Source organism: Burkholderia sp. Ac-20349 (genome assembly GCF_017104865.1).
In the GTDB taxonomy this organism is placed as follows: Bacteria; Pseudomonadota; Gammaproteobacteria; order Burkholderiales; family Burkholderiaceae; genus Burkholderia; species Burkholderia aenigmatica.
In genome coordinates, this window is record NZ_JAAGPM010000071.1 from 17,409 (window position 1) to 40,823 (window position 23,415).

The window sequence follows — 23,415 nt, forward strand, 5'->3', positions numbered from 1 at the left end:
CGGAGCATTCGTGTACCGCCGGTTCGCGAGGGTAACCGTGGCATGTCCGGCTGTAAGCATTTTGAGGGTGCGATTTGACAGCCGGGTGTAGGCGTCCTTTCGATTAGCTGTCGATTGGTCGTCATGTAACGGTCATGCGGCTGACATAAACTCCCGCCGCTCCTGAACCCACTTTCCGACGAATCGATGAAGCCTCGCCAACCGACAGCCGGCGCGTTCGCGCGTTCGTGGCTGCATCTGACCGGCGCATTCGCGCTGGCCACCACGCTTGCAACCCTTGCCGGCTGTGACGGACAGCCGGGGGCGGGTGCGCCGACCGCACAGGCCGCGAGCGCGGCGAGTGCACCGGGCGCCGCCAATGTGGTTGCGTCCGCAACGGTTGCCGCGAGCGGCGCGGTGGTCGAAACGAACCAGCCGCAGACGCGGGCACAAGTTTACGAAGGCGTGCGCCGGATGACGGCGCTCGGCAAGCAACTTTTCTTTGACCCTACGCTGTCAGGTTCCGGCAAGCTCGCGTGCGCGTCGTGCCACAGCCCCGACCACGCATTCGGCCCGCCCAACGCGCTGGCCGTGCAGTTCGGCGGCGACGACATGAAGCGCCCGGGCTTTCGTGCGGTGCCGTCGCTCAAGTACCTGCAGGGCGTGCCGCAGTTCACCGAACACTTCCACGATTCCGACGACGAAGGCGACGAGAGCGTCGATGCGGGCCCGACGGGCGGCCTCACGTGGGACGGCCGCGTCGACACGGGCGCCGAGCAGGCGCGCATTCCGCTCACGTCGCCGTTCGAGATGAACAGCTCGCCCGCGAAGGTCGCGCAGGCCGTGAAGGCCGCGCCGTATGCGGACGAGTTCCGCGCGGTGTTCGGCGTGAAGGTGCTCGACGACGACGCGGCCACGTTCAAGGCCGTGCTGCGCGCGCTCGAGACGTTCGAGCAGACGCCCGAACTGTTCTCGCCGTACACGAGCAAGTACGACGCGTATCTCGCCGGCCATGCGCAGCTCACGCCGGCCGAGTTGCGCGGGCTGCAGCTGTTCAACGACGAGAAGAAGGGCAATTGCGCGAGCTGCCACATCAGCCAGCGCGCGCTCGACGGCACGCCGCCGCAGTTCAGCGATTTCGGGCTGATCGCGGTCGCGGTGCCGCGCAACCGCGCGCTGCCCGTCAATCGCGACCCGCGCTTCTACGATCTCGGCGCGTGCGGCCCCGAGCGCACCGACCTGAAGGGCCGCGACGAATTCTGCGGGCTGTTCCGTACGCCGTCGCTGCGCAACGTCGCGCTGCGCAAGACCTTCTTCCACAACGGCGTGTATCACACGCTCGAGGACGTGATGCGCTTCTACGTCGAGCGCGACATCCATCCGGAGAAGTTCTATCCGGTCGTGCACGGCAAGGTGCAGATCTACGACGACCTGCCCAAGCGCTACTGGCCGAACATCAACCGCGAGGCGCCGTTCGACCGCAAGCGCGGCGAGCAGCCCGCGCTGAACGCGGCCGAGATCAAGGACGTGATCGCGTTCCTCGGTACGCTGACTGACGGATATCAGCAAACGGCCGCGCCGGCCGGCCACTAGAAGGCGGCGTCGACGGCACGCATGCTATCCTCGCTCGCTGACAGGCGCAGTGCGCGTGCCGGATGGCCGGCCCCCGGTTCGCCGGCATGCACACTGCGCCGTTCGATCGAACATCCAAGGAGAACAACATGTCGATGCGTGCATCCCTTTCCGTCGTCACGCGTGTGCTGGCCGGCGCCGCGTGCGCAGCCGCGATGCTGCCTGCCCATGCGCAGAACAACCTGAACTTCCTGAACGACACGCCGCTCAGCTACTTCAGCAAGACCGACCGTGCGTCGCTCTCGAAGGCTGTCGTGCAAGTGCGCGACGAAGGCAAGGACGGCGAGACCACGACGTGGCAGAGCAGCGGCCGCGGCACGCAGATCGATGCGAAGCTCACGCCGAACACGTCGGAAGCCGACGGCAAGACCTGCCGTGAAATCGCCACCGAGATCACGGCGAAGGGCCAGACGATGACGCTCAAGCCCGTCTATTGCAAGACCGACGCGGGCAAGTGGCAGCTGCAGAAGCGCTGAGCACGCACGTGATGAAGCGGGGCGGCGCGCCGCGCACGGTATCGTGCGGCGTCGTGATCCTCGATGCGGCCGGCCGCGTGTTCCTCGCGCACGCGACGGATACCACGCACTGGGACATCCCGAAGGGGCAGGGCGAGCCGGGCGAGACGCCGGCCGACGCGGCGCTGCGTGAACTGCTCGAGGAAACGGGCATCACGTTCGGCGCCGAGCGGCTGCTCGATCTCGGCCGCTTCGCGTACCGGCACGACAAGGACCTGCATCTGTTCGCGGTGCGGGTGCCCGAAGGCGAGATCGATCCCGCGCAGTGTACGTGCACGTCGCTGTTTCCGAGCCGTCGCGACGGCTCGATGATTCCCGAGATGGATGCGTATCGCTGGACCGCGCCCGCCGACGTCGATGCGTATGCGAGCCGCAGCCTCGCGCGGCTGTTTCGCACGAAGCTGTCGCTGGCGGATTTGCATCGGCGGTTGACGGGTGGGTGAATGCGTGTGGCGGTTTTCGCTGTTGCTGCGACTGTGTGCGTCAAGCACCTCATTTTTTTTGTGAAGCACGGTGGACCCCGATAGCGCCATCGGTAAGTCGGTGCGTCCTGCTTTAATCTGGGACTCGATGCTTCGATCGAGTCAGTCAAAGTCACCGCCGCGACCGGAAACGGTCGGTCGGCGGTGGTCTGCGTCTCTTCGTCCCGCTGACGGGCGGAAAATTCCGATGGTCGAAGTCCTGCCTGCAGTGTGCGGAGCCTCGCTGTCGTCGATGGCTATCCACAAATAGGTTCTTGCATGGCGTGCGTCGCAAGGGACATCGCGCGCATTCGTCAAGCAACGCGTTTCATCCTGTCTGTAATCGGCAGCGAATCAAATAAAGCATCCACATGCGCGGGGAGAATGCACGCGCTCTCGTGAGCGGCTCGATCAGAAAGTTCCTCTCGCGCTCAACGGCGTTCCAATGAGAGATCTGAGTATCAACAGATCCCTCCATTGATGGATGCATGCAAAGCGCGCGGTGCATGGGCTGATATCACGCCTGGTGGCAGGCGGCCCAATGTTGGCCCCACGCCATTGGCGGGCCATATTGCCGTGGAATTTCAGACGCGTCTGATAGACATTCAAAGCCCCAGTGGCGAACCTCTTGCTTTAGAGAACCCATGGCGCTCCAGCGAGCACCCTAGGTTTCATACTGCACTGTCACATCGCTCGTCATCGTGCACGGCTGGAATCAGCGGTCGCACACATGACGCACCGACGTGAGGAGATACGCATGGTTGCGTGTCTTCGGTTCGGAGAACTATCGCAATGCTGCAACCAACCCGGTTGTCCTTTACCTTCGCCGTCGGCGACGAGTCGTTCGAGGTCGTCGAGTTCACGCTGCATGAGGGGTTGTCCGAGACTTTCCGCTTGCAGGTTGAGCTGGCCAGCGCCAACCCGGCTATCGACTTCGGTCAGATACTCGACCGCAACGGCCTGCTCACGATCTGGCAGGGTGGGCAGCCCGTACGCTACGTGCACGGCGCGGTTTCGTCGTTCGTTCAGGGCGATACCGGCTTTCGCCGTACCCGCTACTCGGCCGTGGTCGAGCCGCGCCTCGCACGCCTCAAGCTCTCGTCCGACTGGCGGATCTTCCAGACGCTCAGCGTGACCGAAATCGCAGTCGCCGTTCTCAAGGCCCATGGCCTGACGATGGACTACGAGCAACGCGCCACCAACGAACACCTCACCCGCGAGTATTGCGTGCAGGCCGGTGATACTGACTACGACTTCGTCGAACGCATCCTGCGCGAGGAAGGCTTCTTCTACGCGTTCCAGCACGGCAAAGAGGGGCACCGGTTGATTCACTGCGATCGGCTGTTCATCTTCGGTCGTCTCGACGGCGAGCCGGTGATCTACAACCCGACGCCGGGCGGCGATCAGCCACAACCCAGTCTACGGACCTTCGCTTACACCGAGAGCGTGCGTACCGCGCGCCAGGTACAACGCGACTACACGTTCAAGAATCCGCGCTTCAACCACGAGTACCCGCGTGACGGCACCGATCTCGATCATCAGGGCCAGAGCTACGCGCGCTATGACTACCCGGGACGATATAAACACGAAGCCAGCGGCAAGGCGTTTACCCACGATCGTTTGCGCGGCCACCGGCGCGATGCACGTGTGGCGTTTGTCAGCGGTGACGACGCGCGCTTGCAACCGGGCGTCGCCTTCGCGCTCAGGGGCCACCCGCGCGAGGACATGAACCGCAGCTGGCGTCCGGTGAGCCTGGTGCATCACGGCAAGCAACACACCAGTCAGGCGGAAGAAAGCGCCGACGCACAACACGGCACGTACTACAGCTACGAAGCGGTACTGGTGCCGGATGATGCCGAATGGCGCGCTGAACCGCTGCCGCACCCGCGCATCGATGGCCCACAGCCGGCGGTGGTCGTGGGCCCGGAGGGTGAAGAGATCTACACCGACGAGTATGGCCGAGTGAAGGCGCAGTTCCCGTGGGATCGCCAGGGCCGCCATGACGAGCACAGCTCGTGCTGGATCCGCGTCGCGCAGAACTGGGCGGGGGCACTGTGGGGACACATGGCGATCCCGCGCATCGGACAGGAGGTGATCGTCGACTTCTTCGACGGCGATCCGGACCAACCGGTCATCACTGGACGCACCTACAACCGCCTGCAGTTGCCACCGTACGAACTGCCGCGACACAAGACGCGGATGACGATCAAGAGCCAGACGCACAAGGGCGAAGGTTTCAACGAGCTGCGTTTCGAGGACGAAGCAGGACAAGAGGAAATTTATGTCCACGCGCAGCGCGATCAGAACATTCACGTCAACCATGACGAGACGACCTTCGTCGGTCATGACCGCAGCGAAAACGTCACACGTGACGAGTTTCTCAAAGTTGGCAAGAACCGCCACGACACCGTCGCCAACGATGACCGTACCGACATCGGGCACGACCAACTGATTACCGTCGGGAACGACCAGACTCTGGTCATCAAACGCACCCAGCAGATCTCGATCACGCAGGACCGCGTCGAGGAAGTCGGCAACAGCCGTGTTGACAAGATCGCAGCGAACCACACGGCCAGTGTGGGAGGCCACGTCGAACTGTCCGTTCAAGGCCATCATCAATTACAGGCAACGGAGGCAATCAGGAATCGCACGAAACACTACGAGTGTTCCGCCGACTCCATTTGCTGGAGCACGCCGGGCGGTGTTCTCACACTCGATGCCGGGGGGCTCAGATTCAACGGCGCTGCGGTCAGCTACAAGGCTGGCGCTATCGACCTGTCCAGCGGAGGCGGCGGGGCACCGGTGGCTCTCGCTGGCGTGCCGAACACTGGCGAACCGGTCTGCGTCGGTTGCTGGCTGAAGGCGGCTGCCGAGCATCAGGCATTGGTGAAACTGTGAGAACGCTCGAAGACGAACTGCTGGAACAGGTGAGGGCACTTGGGCCGACCGCCCATCTAGTCGCCGTGAGCGACATGGCAGAACTCGATGACGAGCTTCGAAGTGCCGTGCGTACCCGATTCGCGGGAAATACCTATCCGTTGCTGCAAGATCCTGCTTGGCACGCACTACGTCCCTACAGCCCCCTCTTGCTTGCTGCAGATACCGCCGACTATCGAGGGCACCACAGCCTCGGCGGAGCATTCGACAGCGGACTTCGCAACGCATTGCATGGCTGGATAGTCAGCACGGTGTCTCCCGAACGGCTCGTTGAGCATCTGGCACAGGCCACCATCGCTTATGGCCCGGATGGCGAGAACTACCTGCTGCGTTATTACGACCCCTGGGTATTGCCCGTCCTGTACCGGCAAGCTCCACGGAACTGGTGGCGCGAATTCATGGCGCCTATCGCCTCCTGGTGGGTTCCCCGGGCCGACACGCAGGTTCAACGCTGGGGACGGATTCCGGGGTTGGCCGCCACTCATGCCAACCCTCTGTCATCACTCATGATTGACGAGGCGCTCTGGCAGGCCCTGACAGGCGATCCATTGCCGCACCGCTTGCTACAGGCGGTTGAAGCGAGAACGCCGGAGTTGCTCGACAACCCGTGCAGAGGAATACGTCTGGCCCGTATAGAAGTGCTTCTTGTCCATGCGCGCGAAGCGGGCCTATCCAGGCACGACGACTTTTACGACTACGTCTTCCTTGCACTGGCTCAGGGCCCGGAGCGCAGAGAGGGGGACCGCTGCTGGCAGCTCGCCGTCCGCGCGGCGGCAACTGGCAAAGGTCGTCTTGGGGACCTGTATCTGGCTTGTCGCCGGCAGCAGGCGTAGCCCGACAACGAGAGAATATCGATGCCCAAACCGACCTATTCCTTGACTGATCTGCTTGGCATCAGTCGCGATTCGGCCGATCGAACGCGCAGTAACGAAGCGCCTAGTCCGTGCGTCAGTTGCAAACGCACGCTCGCCATTCTGCCGTTGCGTTATGGCGTGATATCCGGCAACGAAAAGGCCAGTGTCGAACATCTGACGCCATCGTTGCCAGCTCACTTGGGCAAGAAGCTCCAGGTCAAGCTATCTGACAGCCGATATGCGGTACGCAGCGTGCGCGAAGGCTACATCTACCTGTTCGTCCAGCGCCGCGGCAAAGGCTACACCTGTGAGGCCACCTACCGGGTGTGTGACAGCGGGTTGCTACAGCCGGTATGGCCGTATGATCCGGGCGTGCCCGTGGGCGGCATCCAGAACCTGGGTGGCTGGACACTGACCGTCGGCGATCCCGAGGATATCGACGAAGCGCGAATCCTCTTCACCCCTGATCCCTTGAGCCCGGCGAAGGTCGACCGCTATCGCGACGTCGCCCTGTATCGCAACCGTCTGCAGAAGTTCGATTTGCGTACGCTCACTCAAAGCTGCGCGCATTTCGAGGACGTGGTGAACCCGCAGGATCTCGACACCGTTGTGGCGGAACTACGCGTAGGTAACAACGCTGGTGCCAAGAGGGTGCTGGAAAGTCAGGCGTTCCCGCCGTTTCGCAGCGCATTGAAGCCCGGTGGCTCCGCCGAAGAAGTAACGGCGATCTACAAGAGCACGCGGGATACGTTGAAGAAGAATGCCGGCGTTGCCGTGGTGCTGTATGACCCGGTCGGCGTTGTTCAGGAACTGAACGCGTGGCGCAACGACGCGATCGAAATCAACCGCTCATGGCTGCAACTGGCGGACGAGCAGGGGATCACCAACGAGCGCCGCCACGCAGTCGCTGAAGCGCTGGACAACATCAAGGAGGCCATGCAGCGCGGTTACATCGAAAATGCCGGGCTGGATGCGGAGGCCAAGCTGCGCCGTGCTCGGCACAGTGACTTGCGCATGAAAGCGCGGTTCGGGTTCAATCCCCAGGACCTCAAGGAGATGGAGCGGCGCTACGACCCGGCACGGGTGCGCCAGCGTGCGGAAAAGGAGGCCCCGCACGCCTTCGACCGTTACCAGGTTCTCCTGGATTGGGACGGTGCAAAGGCCACCGTTCAGAAAGAATTCGCCCGTCGCGACAAGTTGGCGCAGCAGGAGATGGACAAGCGCGAACCGGACCATCAGGCCTGGCTGCGCAGTGGCCTGCTCGCAGAGGCGCTTGACCTCTACGACCGTAGCGATCCGGTATGGGGGCAGGCCTTCGCGGAACAGATTGGACTGTGCCTGGTCGGGATGAACGGCTGCGATAGCGGCGCGGCCAAGTTGGCTTCCTGGTGGTCGGACATTGCTATCGGTAAGGACAACCTCGCGTGGCGTGCGCTGACTCGGAACCAGACGCAGATCGAGGAAGCAGCCAGGCTCGCGTTGGCGCAGGCCAAGGCGCAGTCAGGCGATGGCCTGACGGTAGAGAACATGACGGCCGTGCTGAGCGCCCAGAATGATCGCTTCAAAAACGTAGCCGATCTTCTGGGCAAGGCCGACGCCGCGGTCGAGGCTGCGATGGTGGCGGGCACGCACCCGTGGTTCGGCGCGGACCGACTAAGCCGTTCGCTCACGCTGTTCGCCCAGGCGCATCAATACCTGTTCAAGCTTTTCCCCCACAATGCCGCCGATCGCAATCTGCTGGTTCCCATGTTGGGGTTCATCCATGCCAATTTGGGGCGAAGCGTCACGCGCCTGCGCCTGGAGCAACTGGCTGCGGCAGGCCAAACCGCCAGCGAAGCACGGGTGGCAGGTCAGGTGAACTCGCACATCGCCGGCGTACGCAATACATTGGCCAACGAATTCCAGAACGGCGGAAGCGGCGAGTTCTATAAGGTTCGCGCAGGCGTCATCGTTGCGCTCGTCGAGTCGATTGCCCTGCTGACCAAAGCCGCTGGCTCTGACAAGGGGAGCAAGGAGTACGCGGAATTGACAGCGGCCGGATTGGTAACCGCGGCAGCGGGGTTCGAACTGGCGGCAACCGGAATCGAGTCGGTGGCGGCGCGGTATGCGCCTTCTACCGTCGTGGGGCGGGGGGCTTCGATTGCGTTGGGCGGGTTGAAGTTGTTTGGGGGCCTGCTTGCTACGGTGGGGGGAGGGATATCCACCGTGCTGGCAGCAGTAGATGCAAAGTCAGCACTGCAGCAAAAGCATTACAGCCTTGGCTTTGCGTATACCGGTCAAGCAATTGTGTCAGCAGCAATTACAACCTTAGCCTCAATGCTATCGTTGTCCGCCTCTGGTGCCTACCTGCGTTGGCTTCTACAGAACACTCAGCGCACCCTCTTGCGCTTGGTACTTCCCCCGTTAATTCGCTGGTCAGCGGCACTGGCCGTTCCTGAAGTGGCCGCCATGCTGGGGTTGGCACTTGGCTGGGCGACCGCCATTGGCGTCCTTGTAGCAGTTGCCATCTGGGCTATCACGCCAGACGAGATGGAGAGTTGGTGTACGCACAGTTGCTTCGGTAAACGTGGTTCGAACAGATTTTGGAAGCCATTCGAAAATGAAGAAAAAGAATTGATTGGCTTATATCAAGCTTTCAATACGGTGAAGTAGATGTATTTCATAGAACGCGGAATCTGGGCGATACAGAATGATCCCAGAGAGCGTGGTGAACTGGAAGCCAATATGGCTCGTGCGCTCAAAAAAGAAAAAATGGAAAGAGATGAAGGGGGGGAATCACTTCCGGGAATTAATGACCGGGTAAGTGAGTTTCCGTGTGCAGATGGTTCCATTTACGCCTTTAATGACATCTACATCGAACTATATGCGGGTGCGCTACAGGACAAGCGGGGCTCCATCACAATTCTGACCATGATGCTGATTTCTATAGTCTGGATATTCGGATCACTAGCTATAGGGCTGGGTACGGTTTGGTTTACAGGCGTCCATTACTGGTTAGGAACGCCAGCCGTAGTCATGGACTATATAGCTTCTATAATAATTGGATTGCTTGTGATTGGAATTTTATGGGTAGTGTACAAATACCTCTGGCGCTTCATTCGACTGGAAAACTTCGTCCAACGCCGTCTGCTTATCCGCTTCAATCGGGTGACTCGACAGGTGTACCTGCATCGCCCCGGCTATGCGGGTGGCCTTGCTACCTTGGCTTGGGATCAGGTCTCCCCGGAGCCCGCGGTGGGCCTTCCCGAATGGCGAGGAACCGGCACCCAGCTGATGCTAGCCTGGACCAACGACATGACGGGCTTGCCGTATTTCCACATCATGCTCGTCGGCAAAGTGGCGAACGGAACGAGCGATATCGTCAACCTGTGGGAGTTCATTCGCCGCTACATGGAGGAGGGACCGCAGTCGGTGCCGCGACCGAAGAAACTGCTCGGCAAGGTGCCGTGGCCCTGGCTGTCGCTGCAGGCGCCGTGGAGTTTCTTCAAACCGTTTTGGCGCGGAGGATTGACGCGTGGCGTACTGCTATGGACGGTGCTGCTCTTGCCGGTGATGCTCCTCCACGCCACCTTGCATTGGATTTCACTGCTGCTGGGTTGGGAGCCACGGTGGCCACGCATCATCCGCGAAGCGGGCCTACCCGGAAAACCGGTGCCTCCGCTGTCCACTGCCGCTGACTGGCCGCCACCGCCCGTGGCGAAGCCTAAACCTCGCCGGCCACGCAAGTCTCGCAAAGCCACGAACACCGACGATGTCGCGAAGGCATCCGTGTCGACCGCACCGGCCGGTGACGGCAAACCACCGGATGTCTAACTTCAAGGCGTTCACCCGAAAAGCGAGATCAGGTTCACGTCGGTGCGGTGAGGATAAGTGCGTGAGCATGCGGGAACGAATTCGACACGCGGAACCAATCGGAAAAAAGGAGCAGGCTGCTCTATCTGAGGGATGTGACGCGGGGAAATATGTACTTCATAGAACGTGGAATTTGGGCGATACAGAATGATCCCAGGGAGCGTGGTGAACTGGAAGCCAATATGGCTCGCGCGCTCAAAAAAGAAAAAGCAGATCGAGAGAAAGGAGGTAAATCGCTCCCTGGTATTCATGATCGGGTGAGTGAGTGTCCGTGTGCGGACGGATCTGTTTATGCTTTCAATGATGCCTACATCGAGCTCTATGCGGGAGGGATGCAGGAGCGGCGCGGTGTGATAACCGTATTCACGCTAATCATTGGATTCATGATTTGGATGCTGGGTTCGTTGAGCATTGAGATGGGTACGGTATGGTTTACCCATCGTCACTTCGGGGTGGGCAGAGTCGCAACAACGATGGACTATATAGATCCAGTCATCATCGGAATGATTGCACTAGGAGTTTGCTTGGCGGTGCGCAAATTTCTCTGGCGCTTCATCCGGCTGGAAAACTTCGTCCAGCGCCGTCTGCTTATCCGCTTTAATCGGGTGACTCGACAGGTGTATCTGCATCGCCCCGGCTATGCCGGTGGCCGGGCCACCTTGGCCTGGGATCAGGTCTCGCCCGAACCCGCGGTGGGTCTTCCCGAATGGCGCGGAACCGGCACGCAACTGATGTTGGCCTGGACCAACGACATGACGGGCTTGCCGTATTTCCACATCATGCTCGTCGGCAAAGTGGCGAACGGAACGAGCGATATCGTCAACTTGTGGGAGTTCATTCGCCGCTACATGGAGGAGGGACCCCAGTCGGTGCCGCGACCAAAGAAACTGCTCGGCAAGGTGCCATGGCCCTGGCTGTCGCTGCAGGCGCCGTGGAGTTTCTTCAAACCGTTTTGGCGCGGAGGATTGAAGCGTAGCGTGCTGCTATGGACGGTGCTGCTTTCACCGGTGATGCTCCTCCACGCCACCTTGCATTGGATTTCGCTGTTGCTGGGCTGGGAGCCACGGTGGCCACGCGTCATCCGCGAAGCGGGCCTACCCGGAAAACCGGTGCCTCCGCTGTCCACGGCCGCCGACTGGCCGCCGCCGCCCGTGGCGAAGCCTAAACCTCGCCGGCCACGCAAGCCTCGCAACAAGGTGTTGCGGTCCGGCGAGAAGGGCGGTGCTTCAGCAGAAGCAAGTGACGACCAGGCATCCGGTAACTACACGAATCTACGCGAGGTGTAATGATGACCCGCCCCTTGATTGTTCTGGGTGACACCAGCAGCCATGGTGGTGCCGTGCAAACGGCAACAACTGGTTTGACGGCCAACGGTATTCCCGTCGCCGGCCATGGCGACACACTGCAATGTCCGATACACGGCCCGGTTTTGCTTCAGGCTTCCGGAAGCGGCATGCAGTCCAACGGGAAAGCCCCCGTTCGCGACGGCGATACAACCACGTGCGGCGCAACGTTGATTGCTTCGCGGAGCGGCGTGACCTGGGCAGGTTAAATGAACGAGGCGGAATCGTCGCGGGTAGATACATCAATAAAAAAACCGGCCACGAAGGCCGGTTTTTATTGCGGTGAGCAGCATGCCGTTACGCCGGCTTGCCCCAGCTGTCGCGCAGCCCGACGATCCGGTTGAACACCGGCTTGCCCGGCTTCGAATCGACACGATCGGCAACAAAGTAGCCGTGGCGCTCGAACTGCAGGCGCGTTTCCGGTGCGATGTCGCCCTTGCCCGGCTCGACGTACGCGTGCACGATCTTCTTCGAATCGGGGTTCAGCGCCTCGAGGAAGTTCGCGCCGCCCGCGTCCGGATGCGGCTCCTTGAACAGGCGGTCGTAGATCCGCACTTCAGCCGGTTGCGCATGCTTCGCGCTGACCCAGTGAATGTTGCCCTTGACCTTGTACGTGTTCGCGCCTTCGGTGCCCGACTTGCTGTCCGGGAAGTAGTTGCAGTGCACGGCCGTCACGTTGCCGTCGGCGTCCTTGTCGAAGCCCGTGCATTCGATCACGTAGCCGTAGCGCAGGCGCACCTTGTTGCCCGGGAACAGGCGGAAATAGCCCTTCGGCGGGTTTTCGACGAAGTCCTCGCGCTCGATCCACAGCTCGCGCGAGATCGGGAACGTGCGCACGCCGCGTTCCGGATGATGCGGGTGCACGGGGGCCGTGCACGCCTCTTCGAGATCTTCCGGATAGTTGTCGATCACGAGCTTCAGCGGATCGAGCACCGCGACGGTACGCGCGGCCTTGTCGTCGAGGTCGTCGCGCAGCGCGCCTTCGAAGATGCTCATGTCGATCCACGAGTCGATCTTCGTCACGCCGATGCGCTCGCAGAACAGGTGGATGCTCTCCGGCGTGAAGCCGCGGCGGCGCACGCCGACGATCGTCGGCATCCGCGGGTCGTCCCAGCCGTCGACGTGGCCTTCGGTGACGAGCTGCAGCAGCTTGCGCTTGCTGGTGATCGCGTACGTGAGGTTCAGCCGCGAGAATTCGATCTGTTGCGGCAGCGGGCGCGTGAACATGCCGGCTTCCGCGAGTTCGTTCAGCACCCAGTCGTACAGCGGGCGGTGATCCTCGAACTCGAGCGTGCACAGCGAATGCGTGATGCCTTCGAGCGCGTCCGAGATGCAGTGCGTGTAGTCGTACATCGGGTACACGCACCACGCGTCGCCGGTGCGGTAGTGGTGCGCATAGCGGATCCGGTAGATCACCGGGTCGCGCATGTTCATGTTCGGCGAAGCCATGTCGATCTTCGCGCGCAGCACGTGCTCGCCTTCCTTGAACTCGCCGGCCTTCATGCGGCGGAACAGGTCGAGGTTTTCTGCCGGCGTGCGTTCGCGGAACGGCGACGGCTTGCCGCCTTCCGTCAGCGAGCCGCGGTTCGCGCGCATTTCATCGGCGCTCTGGCTGTCGACATACGCCTTGCCGCGCTGGATCAGCAGCTCGGCGAACTCGTACAGCTTGTCGTAGTAGTCGCTCGCGAAGTACTGGTGATCGACCGCGTCCTTGCGCCAGTCGAAGCCGAGCCAGCGCACCGCGTCGACGATCGAGTCGACGTACTCGACGCTTTCCTTTTCCGGGTTCGTGTCGTCGAAGCGCAGGTGGCACACGCCGCCGTAGTCGCGCGCGACGCTGAAGTTCAGGCAGATGCTCTTCGCGTGGCCGATGTGCAGATAGCCGTTCGGCTCGGGCGGGAAGCGCGTCTCGACGCGGCCGCTCCATTTGCCGGTGCGGTTGTCGTCGTCGATGATGTTGCGGATGAAATTGGAAGCCGCGGGGGCGTCGTTGCGTTCGGTGCTCATGCGGATGGCGTCAGGTTGTGTCGGCGCGTCGCGCCGGTTTAATCCCGTGATTCTACCTGACCGGGGTCCGTCCCGCGCGGCTTGCGGCATGGCAGACGCGGGTTTCGACCGATTATCTCGATATTGTGTCGGCTGTAACACGACGTAAATCGGATTGCCCGGGCCGTTTGGCGTTGCCTATGATGGCTTCACCGATTCAATGCCGCCGTTCGGGTTACCGCGTGGCGGGAGGAAACTAAAAATCATGATGAAGAAGACCACGTTTATCGTTCGTACCGCCGTGATCGTCGCGGCCCTGTCGCAACTCGGCGCATGCGCGATGACGCATACGCAGCGTAATGCCGGTATCGGCGCGGCCGCGGGCGGCGCGCTCGGCTACCTGGTGACGGGCGGCCCGCTCGGCACGGTCGCGGGCGCCGCGGCGGGCGGTATCGTCGGCGCGAACGTGCGCTGACCAATGACATGACGCGAGCCGCCTGCCAGGCGGCTCGCCGTCCGGTCGCGACGCGGTTCCGAATGCGTCCCGACCCCACGCACATCCTTCCGGTTTCAGACAGGCGGCATCAGGGAGGAGAGGGTGTGCGACACTGCGTCGACATTCCATTACGACTCCATGCGTCGACGCCGCCTTCCATGAGCCATTCCCCCGTTTTCGTCCTGCCGGGTTATGCCAACTCGGGCCCGCTCCACTGGCAAAGCCGCTGGGAGCGCGCCGACGCGCGCTTCGTGCGTATCGCGATGCCCGACTGGGAGCGTGCGTTCCGCAACGGCTGGTGTCTCGCGCTCGACCGCGCGGTCGAGGCCGCGCCCGGGCCGGTGCTGATCGCCGCGCACAGCCTCGGCACGCTGACCACCGCGTGGTGGGCGACGCGCTATGCGCGCCCGGCCGCGCTCGCGAAAGTGCGCGGCGCGCTGCTCGTCGCGCTGCCCGATCCGGCCGGCCCCGCGTTTCCGGCCGATGCGCATGGCTTCGGGCCCGTGCCGTACGAACGGCTGCCGTTTCCGACCTGCGTCGCGGCAAGCAGCGACGATCCGTACGGCTCGCTCGCGTTCGCCCGCACCTGCGCGAACGCATGGGGGAGCGCATTGCACGAGATCGGCCCGCGCGGCCACATCAATGCGGACAGCGGGCTCGGCGACTGGCCCGACGCGCGCGGCTGGCTCGACGCGCTCGATCGCGAGAACCGGGCGCACGAAAGAGGGCGGCCGTAGCCGCCTTCTTCCCCGCGACCGGTCGAACCGGACGCAATCCGTCCGGCTCGCCGCTCAGATCGCCTGTTTCGCCCGCAATCTGGCGATCTTCGCGTCGTCGTAGCCGAGCATGTCGCGCAGCACGTCGTCGGTCTGTGCGCCGAGCAGCGGCGGGGCCGTGCGTGCGTCGGGCGGGGTCGCGCTCATCCGGATCGGGTTGCGCACGAGCTTCGCGTCCGCGCCGCACGGGTGCGGCAGCGACACCTGCATCCCGCGCGCGACGACCTGCTCGTTGTCGAACACCTCGTCGAGATCGTTGATCGGCCCGCACGGCACGCCGGCCGCTTCGAGCGCACCGATCCAGTCGGCCTTGTCGCGCGCCTTCACCATCTCCGCGAGGATCGGCACCAGCGTGTCGCGGTGGCGTACGCGCGACGGATTCGTCGCGAAGCGCTCGTCGTCGGCCAGCTCGGGTTGTCCGCCGGCCTCGACGAACTTGCGGAACTGCCCGTCGTTGCCGACCGCGACGATGATCCACCCGTCGCGCGTCTGGAACGTCTGGTACGGCACGATGTTCGGATGCGCATTGCCCCAGCGCACCGGCGGCTTGCCGCTCGCGAGGAAGTTGGTGTTCATGTTCGCGAGCAGCGCGACCTGCACGTCGAGCAGCGCCATGTCGATGTACTGGCCTTCGCCGGTCCGGTCGCGGTGCGCGAGCGCGGCGAGCACCGCGATCGTCGAGTAGAGGCCGGTCGCGAGGTCGGCGATCGCGACCCCTGCCTTCTGCGGGCCGCCGCCCGGCTCGCCGTCGCGCTCGCCGGTGATGCTCATGAAGCCGCCGATCCCCTGGATGATGAAGTCGTAGCCCGCGCGGTGCGCGTACGGGCCCGTCTGGCCGAAGCCGGTGACCGAGCAGTAGACGAGGTCGGGTTTCACCGCGCGCAGCGACTCGTAATCGAGCCCGTATTTCTTCAACTGGCCGACCTTGTAGTTCTCGAGCACGACGTCGCTCTGCGCGGCGAGTTCGCGCACGATCTGCTGGCCCTCGGGCGTCGCGATGTCGACCGTCACCGAGCGCTTGTTGCGGTTTGCCGCGAGGTAGTACGCGGCCTCGGCGGTATCCGCGCCGTCCGCGTCCTTCAGGTACGGCGGCCCCCAGTGGCGCGTGTCGTCGCCGGCGCCGGGGCGCTCGACCTTGATCACGTCCGCGCCGAAATCGGCAAGCGTCTGTGCGCACCACGGGCCCGCGAGCACGCGGGTGAGGTCCAGCACGCGGATATGGCTCAGGGCACCCATCGTCGAATCGTCTCCTTTCATGGCTGGCCCTGTCGGGCAAGGCCGGTTGGCATGCCGAGCATCTTAAGGCGAATTGGCCGCGCGAGTGGCCCAGCCGGGCCGGCGGGAGGGCCGAGCCGCTTTGCCGGCGCTTTGCCCGGAAGCCGGCCCCGATCCCGTATAATCGATCGTTTCCGAATCCATGCCGCCGCGCGCCCCGCCAAGGGCGCCGGCGTTTGAAGCCGTCTTTGCCAGACTGTCCCCGCACGCCATGAAAGCTGCCGAAATCCGCGAGAAATTCCTCAAATTCTTCGAATCGAAGGGCCACACGATCGTCCGCTCGTCGAGCCTCGTGCCCGGTAACGACCCCACGCTGATGTTCACGAACTCGGGCATGGTCCAGTTCAAGGACGTGTTCCTCGGCACGGATCCGCGCCCGTACTCGCGCGCCACGACGGCGCAGCGCAGCGTGCGCGCGGGCGGCAAGCACAACGACCTCGAGAACGTCGGCTACACGGCGCGCCACCACACGTTCTTCGAGATGCTCGGCAACTTCTCGTTCGGCGACTACTTCAAGCACGACGCGATCAAGTTCGCGTGGGAACTGCTGACCACGGTCTACCAGCTGCCGAAGGAAAAGCTGTGGGTCACGGTCTACCAGGAAGACGACGAAGCGTACGACATCTGGGCGAAGGAAGTCGGCGTGCCGACCGAGCGCATCATCCGCATCGGCGACAACAAGGGCGCGCGCTACGCGTCGGACAACTTCTGGACGATGGGCGACACGGGCCCGTGCGGCCCGTGCACGGAAATCTTCTACGATCACGGCCCGGACGTGTGGGGCGGCCCGCCGGGATCGCCTGAAGAAGACGGCGATCGCTACATCGAGATCTGGAACCTCGTGTTCATGCAGTTCAACCGCGACGCGCAGGGCAACATGACGCGCCTGCCGAAGCAGTCGGTCGACACCGGCATGGGCCTCGAGCGTCTCGCCGCGGTGCTGCAGCACGTGCACAGCAACTACGAGATCGACCTGTTCCAGAACCTGATCAAGGCCGCCGCGCGCGTGACCGAAATCAGCGACCTCACGAACAACTCGCTGAAGGTGATCGCCGATCACATCCGCGCGTGCTCGTTCCTGATCGTCGACGGCGTGATTCCCGGCAACGAAGGCCGCGGCTACGTGCTGCGCCGCATCGTGCGCCGCGCGATCCGCCACGGCTACAAGCTCGGCCGCAAGGGCGCGTTCTTCCACAAGCTGGTGGCCGACCTCGTCGCCGAGATGGGCGTCGCGTATCCGGAGCTGAAGGAAGCCGAACAGCGCGTGACCGACGTGCTGCGCCAGGAAGAAGAGCGCTTCTTCGAGACGATCGAGCACGGCATGTCGATCCTCGAAGCCGCGCTGGCCGACGTCGAAGCGAAGGGCGGCAAGGTGCTCGACGGCGAGCTCGCGTTCAAGCTGCACGACACCTACGGCTTCCCGCTCGACCTCACGGCCGACGTGTGCCGCGAGCGCGGGATGACGGTCGACGAACCGGCGTTCGACGACGCGATGGCGCGCCAGCGCGAACAGGCGCGTGCGGCCGGCAAGTTCAAGGCCACGCAGGGCCTCGAATACTCGGGCGCGAAGACCACCTTCCACGGCTATGAAGAAATCGCGTTCGACGACGCGAAGATCGTCGCGCTGTACGTCGACGGTTCGTCGGTCAACGAAGTGAAGACCGGCCAGGACGCGGTCGTCGTGCTCGACCACACGCCGTTCTACGCGGAATCGGGCGGCCAGGTCGGCGACCAGGGCGTGCTCGCGAACGCCGCGACGCGCTTCGCGGTGGCCGACACGCTGAAGGTGCAGGCCGACGTGATCGGCCACCACGGCACGCTGGAACAAGGCACGCTGAAGGTCGGCGACGTGCTGCGCGCGGAAATCGACGCGCATCGCCGCGCACGCACGCAGCGCAACCACTCGGCCACCCACCTGATGCACAAGGCGCTGCGCGAAGTGCTCGGCGCGCACGTGCAGCAGAAGGGTTCGCTGGTCGACGCGGAAAAGACCCGCTTCGACTTCGCGCACAACGCACCGATGACCGACGACGAAATCCGTCGCGTCGAGCAGATCGTCAACAACGAGATCCTGGCCAACGCGCCGGGCATCGTGCGCGTGATGCCGTACGACGAAGCGGTGAAGGGCGGCGCGATGGCGCTGTTCGGCGAGAAGTACGGCGATGAAGTGCGCGTGCTCGACCTCGGCTTCTCGCGCGAACTGTGCGGCGGCACGCACGTGAGCCGCAGCGGCGACATCGGCTTCTTCAAGATCGTCGTCGAAGGCGGCGTCGCGGCCGGCATCCGCCGTGTCGAGGCGATCACCGGCGACAACGCGGTGCGCTACGTGCAGGAACTCGACGCCCGCGTGAACGAAGCCGCGGCTGCGCTGAAGGCGCAGCCGTCGGAGCTCACGCAGCGTATCGCGCAGGTGCAGGACCAGGTGAAGTCGCTCGAGAAGGAACTGGGCGCGCTGAAGTCGAAGCTCGCATCGAGCCAGGGCGACGAGCTCGCGCAGCAGGCCATCGAAATCGGCGGCGTGTTCGTGCTGGCCGCGACGCTCGATGGCGCCGACGCGAAGACGTTGCGCGAAACGGTCGACAAGCTGAAGGACAAGCTGAAGAGCGCGGCGATCGTGCTGGCGGCCGTCGAAGGCGGCAAGGTCAGCCTGATCGCGGGCGTCACGCCGGACGCGAGCAAGAAGGTCAAGGCCGGCGAACTCGTGAACTTCGTCGCGCAGCAGGTCGGCGGCAAGGGCGGTGGCCGTCCGGACATGGCGCAGGCTGGCGGCACCGAGCCGGCGAACCTGCCGGGCGCGCTGGCTGGCGTGAAGGGCTGGGTCGAAGAGCGGCTCTGATCGTCGCGACCGATGCGATGTCGTCTCGTGGCGGCATCGCTTGAAATGAGGAAGACCCGATCGGCATGTGCCGGTCGGGTCTTTTTGTTGGTACGCCGGCACAACGCGTGCCGGCCGCCCGGCGATTCAGGCCGGTACGGTGTCCGACGGCTTCGTTGCCCCGTCCGGCTGCCGCGCGGGCTCGGTGAGCGCCTCGCGCAACGCGGCCAATGCCGCCGATGCATAACCCTGACGCCACGCGAGCAGCGTGTCGATGCCTTCCAGTTCGGGGATCGCGTGCGCGGCGACGTTGCCGGTTTCCGGCTGCAGGTCGAGCACCGAACGCGGCGCGACCGCGACGCCGGCACCCGCTGCGACGCACGCGACGATCGCGTGATACGACCCGAGTTCGAGCACGCGCGCCGGTTTGACGCCGTGCGCGGCGTACCACTGCTCGACGTACTTGCGATACGAGCAGCCGCGTTCGAATGCGATCAGTGTCGGCAGGATCACGTCGCGCGGCGTGCGCACCGGCGGATGGCCGCGCGGGGTGAGCAGCACCAGGTCCTCACGGAAGACCGGCACCGTCTCGAACGTGTCGGGCAGCATGTTCGGCGCGGGCGGGCGGGCGAACAGCGCGGCGTCGATCTCGAAGTCGCGCACACGGTCGATCAGCCAGCCGGTCGTGCCCGTCAGCAGTTCGAGCGACACGTCGGGCCACGCGTGGTGATAGCGCGCGAGCACGGTCGGCAGGCGGCTGGCGGCCGTGCTCTCCATCGTGCCGAGCCGCAGCCGCCCGCGCGGCGTGTCCTCGCGCACCGCGTCGCGCGCCTCGTCGGCGAGCGCGAGCAGGCGCTCCGCATACGGCAGCAGCGTGTGCCCGGCCGGCGTCAGCACCAGCCGGCGGCCGTCGCGCACGAACAGCGCCGCGCCGAGTTCTTCCTCGAGCTGCTTGATGCGCGTCGTGACGTTCGACTGCACGCGATTGAGCTTGGCCGCCGCGCGCGTCACGCCGTTCTCGCGCACCACGGCCCGGAAAATCGCCAGCGCCGCCAGATCCATGATTCTCTCCGAGCGATGAGTGGATTCTTAATTATTCATTTTTCGAGAACGTTTGGTCAAGCTAGGATGGCAGCATTCCAATTTCCGATCCGGCTGGCGCGTTGAACGCCGGCTCATGCCGCCATGTCCCGCTCCGATGCCCCGACCGCCGCCGCCGGCGCGCCTCCCGTCGATGATGCCGACCGCCGCGCCCGCACGGCGGCACTGGCCTGCATGGTCGGCCTCGCGGTCGTGCTCGGCGTCGGCCGCTTTGCGTTCACGCCCTTATTGCCGCTGATGCTCTCGGACGGCTCGATCGGCCTGAAGGCCGGCGGCTGGCTCGCCTCGGCGAACTACGCGGGCTACTTCGTCGGCGCGGTCAGTTGCGCGGCGGTGCGCATTGCGCCCGCGCGAATGGTGCGCTTCGGGCTCGTGGCCACCGTGCTGCTCACCGCCGCGATGGGCGTCGGCCATCTGTTGCCGGTGTGGCTCGCGGTGCGCTTCGTCGCGGGCGTCGTCAGTGCATGGACGTTCGTATTCGTGTCGCAATGGGGGCTGAGGCGGCTGGCCGAGCTGCATGCGCCCGAGTGGAGCGGGGTGATCTACGCAGGGCCCGGCGTCGGTATCGTGGTGACGGGGCTGATCGGCAGCGCACTGGTCGGCCAGCGCGCGGCGTCGGGCTGGCTCGGTTTCTCGGCGCTGTCGGCCGTGCTGTCGGTCGCGATCTGGCGCACGTTTGCCGTTGCCCCGGCGCAAGCCGGAGCGCCGGGTGGCGCCGCGCCGCACGCAACCGCGGCGATGCCGGCTCAACCGCGCAGCCATCGCGCGGACGCCGCATGGCTCGTCGTGCTGTACGGCATGCCGGGCTTCGGCTACATCATCACCGCGACGTTCCTGCCCGTGATCGCGCGCGCCACGCTGCCGGCCGGTTCGCCGTGGCCCGACCTGTTCTGGCCGATGTTCGGCGCGGCGCTGATCGTCGGTGCGATCACCGCCGCGCGGCTGCCCGGGCACTGGGACAACCGGCTGCTGCTGGCGGCCGGCTGCGCGACGCAGGCGCTCGGCATTGCCGCCGGGATCGTGTGGCCGAACGCGGCCGGCTTCTCGGTCGGCAGTGCGCTGCTCGGCCTGCCGTTCACCGCGATCACGCTGTTCGCGATGCGCGAGGCGCGGCGTTTGCACGGCGAGCGGGCAGCCGGGCTGATGGGCTATGCGACCGCGTCGTACGGGGTCGGGCAGATTCTCGGGCCACTCGTCGCGGCACCGCTGGCCGCGCGCTTCGGGTCGTTTTCTCCTGCGCTGTGGGTGGCGGTGGCCGCGTTGCTGCTGGGCGCGGCCGGCTTCGCGGCGACCGCCGTACGAGGGCGCCTGCAACCCTGATATCGACGGGGACGGATCGTCTGCGGCACGGGCAAACTCGCTAGAATGAAGCCTTTCCCGCGCCGAGCGGGTGCGCGGGCAGCCGGCTGGCGGCCGTCCGGCGCCTGCCAGATCCCCATCGATGACCACCGCCGACTACCGCTTTTGCCCGCGCTGCGCGAGCCCGCTCACCGAGCGCGCCGATCCCGACCATGAAGGCGGCCGCATTCGCCAGGCGTGCCCCGACGACAGCTGCGGCTATGTCCACTGGAACAACCCGCTGCCCGTCGTCGCCGCGATCGTCGAGCTCGACGGCAAGATCCTGCTCGCGCGCAACGCGGCCTGGCCCGAAGGCATGTTCGCGTTGATCACCGGTTTCCTCGAGAACGGCGAGACGCCCGAGGACGGCATCGCGCGCGAGGTGTTCGAGGAAACGGCGCTGAAGGCCGAGCACGTGTCGCTCGTCGGCGTCTACGAATTCATCCGCAAGAACGAGCTGATCATCGCGTACCACGTGCGTGCGTCGGGCACGGTCGCGCTGTCGCCTGAACTGCTCGAATACAAGCTCGTCGATCCGCCGCTGCTGCGCCCGTGGCGCGCCGGCACGGGGGTCGCGCTCGCCGACTGGATGCGTGCGCGCGGCCTCGATTTCGAGTTCGTCGACCGGCCGGGGCAGTGACGGGCCGGCCCGCCCGCAGCGTTGCATCCGCCGTGCCGCGAGCGATCGCGGCGCGGCGTTCCGCGTCTTGCCGGCGCACCGCGTCATGCGGCCGCCGCGCTTCGTCCACCTCGCTTCCCTCGTCCTGACCGCCATCGCCATGTCCGACAAGCCGCAACCGCGTCCGCGCGACGCCTATCGCCACTTCCTGCCGATCACGACCCGCTGGATGGACAACGACGTCTACGGGCACGTGAACAACGTCGTCTACTACAGCTACTTCGACACGGTCGTGAACGAATACCTGATCCGCGCCGGTGTGCTCGACGTCGAGCACGGGCAGACGATCGGCCTCGTGGTCGAGACGCAGTGCAACTACTTCGCGCCGCTGGTGTTTCCGCAGTCGGTCGACGCGGGGCTGCGGGTCGTGAAGCTCGGCACGTCGAGCGTGCGCTACGAGGTCGGGCTGTTCGCGCAGGGCGATGCCACGCCCGCCGCACAGGGGCATTTCGTGCACGTGTACGTCGATCGCGGCACGCGCCGGCCGGTGCCGCTGCCCGACGCGCTGCGCGCCGCGCTCGAGCCGCTCGCCGCCTGACTGCGCGGTGCACGCGTTCGCGCTCCAGGCCTTCAATGGCCTCAGCTACGGCTTGCTGCTGTTCATGCTGTCGGCCGGACTCACGCTGATCTTCAGCGTGCAGGGCGTGCTCAACTTCGCGCATGCGAGCTTCTACATGCTCGGCGCGTATGTCGGCTACAGCATCGCGGCCCGCGCGGGGTTCTGGCCCGCGCTGCTGCTCGCGCCGCTCGCGGTCGGGCTGCTCGGCGCCGGCTGCGAACGCATGCTGCTGCGTCGCGTGCAGGCGCGCGGCCATACGAGCGAACTGCTGCTGACCTTCGGCCTCGCGTACCTGATCGGCGAGGGCGCGAAACTCGTGTGGGGCCTCGCGCCGCTGCCGGCGCCCGTGCCGGCGCTGTTCGACGGTGCGCCCGTGTCCGTATTCGGCCTCGCGCTGCCGCGCTACCGGCTGTTCATGATGGCGATGTCTGCAGCGATGCTCGTCGCACTCGGCGCGCTGCTGCGTGCGTCGCGCATCGGGCTCGTCGTGCGCGCGGCGCTCACGCACCGCGCGGCCGTCGAGGCGCTCGGCTACGACGTGCCGCGCGTGATGACGGCGCTGTTCGGCGCGGGCACCGCACTCGCGGCGCTGGCCGGCGTGATCGGCGCGCCGCTCGCGGTGATCGAACCCGCGCTGGCCGAAACCGTCGGGTCGGTCGTGTTCGCGGTCGTCGTGATCGGCGGGCTCGGCTCGCTCGGCGGCGCGCTGCTCGCGGATCTCGAACGCCTGCTGTACGACGAGACGGGGCTCGTCGCCCGGATCGCCGACGAGCCGGCCACCTGCGCGGTGCGCGGCGCCGGCGAGGCGATGGGGCGG

At 64.9% G+C, this 23,415-nt stretch carries 19 protein-coding genes; 16 read left to right on the top strand and 3 right to left on the bottom strand.

The genetic code is table 11. The annotated features are described in order from the left end of the window. Positions 1-186 precede the first annotated feature (186 nt). From G3N61_RS22540 to G3N61_RS22580, 9 genes are all read left to right on the top strand, one after another. Complete coding sequence (locus tag G3N61_RS22540) at positions 187-1,572, top strand: cytochrome c peroxidase (RefSeq protein WP_205823617.1); 1,386 nt, start codon at positions 187-189, stop codon at positions 1,570-1,572. A gap of 128 nt (positions 1,573-1,700) precedes the next feature. Further along, entirely contained in the window at positions 1,701-2,087 is a 387-nt protein-coding gene (locus G3N61_RS22545) for a hypothetical protein (RefSeq protein WP_089450317.1), read from the top strand. 11 nt (positions 2,088-2,098) lie between these two features. After that, on the top strand, positions 2,099-2,569 hold the full coding sequence (locus G3N61_RS22550; protein ID WP_205823625.1) for an NUDIX hydrolase: 471 nt from the start codon (positions 2,099-2,101) through the stop codon (positions 2,567-2,569). 810 nt (positions 2,570-3,379) lie between these two features. Beyond that, positions 3,380-5,485, top strand: coding sequence for a type VI secretion system tip protein TssI/VgrG (gene tssI / locus G3N61_RS22555; protein WP_205823618.1), 2,106 nt, complete (start codon positions 3,380-3,382; stop codon positions 5,483-5,485). 74 nt (positions 5,486-5,559) lie between these two features. Beyond that, positions 5,560-6,357: a DUF4123 domain-containing protein gene (locus G3N61_RS22560; protein ID WP_205823619.1), complete on the top strand. Its 798-nt coding sequence runs from the start codon at positions 5,560-5,562 to the stop codon at positions 6,355-6,357. Positions 6,358-6,378: 21 nt separating this feature from the next. Next, positions 6,379-9,030, top strand: coding sequence for a T6SS effector BTH_I2691 family protein (locus G3N61_RS22565; protein ID WP_143330987.1), 2,652 nt, complete (start codon positions 6,379-6,381; stop codon positions 9,028-9,030). Continuing rightward, a complete protein-coding gene (locus G3N61_RS22570; protein ID WP_143330988.1) occupies positions 9,031-10,191 on the top strand; it encodes a DUF6708 domain-containing protein in 1,161 nt (386 codons plus the stop codon). It begins immediately after the preceding gene. A 149-nt stretch (positions 10,192-10,340) separates the two neighbouring features. Continuing rightward, positions 10,341-11,516, top strand: a complete 1,176-nt coding sequence (locus G3N61_RS22575; RefSeq protein ID WP_205823620.1) for a DUF6708 domain-containing protein — start codon at positions 10,341-10,343, stop codon at positions 11,514-11,516. Beyond that, positions 11,516-11,782 (top strand): PAAR domain-containing protein, encoded by a 267-nt coding sequence (locus G3N61_RS22580; RefSeq protein WP_205823621.1) that lies wholly within the window; start codon positions 11,516-11,518, stop codon positions 11,780-11,782. Before G3N61_RS22575 ends, G3N61_RS22580 begins: the two co-directional genes overlap by 1 nt. Before the next feature lie 88 nt (positions 11,783-11,870). On the opposite strand, the gene G3N61_RS22585 is transcribed toward G3N61_RS22580, so the two are convergent. Then, positions 11,871-13,580, bottom strand: coding sequence for a glutamine--tRNA ligase/YqeY domain fusion protein (locus tag G3N61_RS22585; RefSeq protein ID WP_205823622.1), 1,710 nt, complete (start codon positions 13,578-13,580; stop codon positions 11,871-11,873). A gap of 244 nt (positions 13,581-13,824) precedes the next feature. Between G3N61_RS22585 and G3N61_RS22590 the strand changes: the two genes are divergently transcribed. Both G3N61_RS22590 and G3N61_RS22595 read left to right on the top strand, forming a co-directional pair. Next, positions 13,825-14,034, top strand: coding sequence for an ornithine acetyltransferase (locus G3N61_RS22590; protein ID WP_011351716.1), 210 nt, complete (start codon positions 13,825-13,827; stop codon positions 14,032-14,034). 179 nt (positions 14,035-14,213) lie between these two features. Beyond that, positions 14,214-14,792: an alpha/beta hydrolase gene (locus G3N61_RS22595; protein WP_205823623.1), complete on the top strand. Its 579-nt coding sequence runs from the start codon at positions 14,214-14,216 to the stop codon at positions 14,790-14,792. Positions 14,793-14,846: 54 nt separating this feature from the next. Here G3N61_RS22595 and G3N61_RS22600 read toward each other — a convergent pair whose 3' ends face one another. Further along, positions 14,847-16,067, bottom strand: coding sequence for a CaiB/BaiF CoA-transferase family protein (locus G3N61_RS22600; RefSeq protein ID WP_043182463.1), 1,221 nt, complete (start codon positions 16,065-16,067; stop codon positions 14,847-14,849). Positions 16,068-16,317: 250 nt separating this feature from the next. Here G3N61_RS22600 and alaS point away from each other — a divergent pair, with 250 nt between their 5' ends. Further along, on the top strand, positions 16,318-18,942 hold the full coding sequence (gene alaS / locus G3N61_RS22605) for an alanine--tRNA ligase (RefSeq protein WP_089450324.1): 2,625 nt from the start codon (positions 16,318-16,320) through the stop codon (positions 18,940-18,942). Between the two features lie 126 nt (positions 18,943-19,068). Here the strand turns inward: alaS and G3N61_RS22610 are convergent, their stop codons facing one another. Beyond that, positions 19,069-19,983, bottom strand: a complete 915-nt coding sequence (locus tag G3N61_RS22610; RefSeq protein ID WP_089450325.1) for a LysR family transcriptional regulator — start codon at positions 19,981-19,983, stop codon at positions 19,069-19,071. A 123-nt stretch (positions 19,984-20,106) separates the two neighbouring features. Here G3N61_RS22610 and G3N61_RS22615 point away from each other — a divergent pair, with 123 nt between their 5' ends. From G3N61_RS22615 to G3N61_RS22630, 4 genes are all read left to right on the top strand, one after another. Continuing rightward, a complete protein-coding gene (locus G3N61_RS22615; RefSeq protein ID WP_205823624.1) occupies positions 20,107-21,342 on the top strand; it encodes a YbfB/YjiJ family MFS transporter in 1,236 nt (411 codons plus the stop codon). Positions 21,343-21,463: 121 nt separating this feature from the next. Beyond that, entirely contained in the window at positions 21,464-22,000 is a 537-nt protein-coding gene (locus G3N61_RS22620; protein WP_089456050.1) for an NUDIX domain-containing protein, read from the top strand. A gap of 139 nt (positions 22,001-22,139) precedes the next feature. Continuing rightward, positions 22,140-22,577, top strand: coding sequence for a thioesterase family protein (locus G3N61_RS22625; RefSeq protein ID WP_089425894.1), 438 nt, complete (start codon positions 22,140-22,142; stop codon positions 22,575-22,577). Between the two features lie 7 nt (positions 22,578-22,584). After that, the coding region (locus G3N61_RS22630) for a rod shape-determining protein (protein ID WP_346778581.1) at positions 22,585-23,415 on the top strand (831 nt) is incomplete at its 3' end.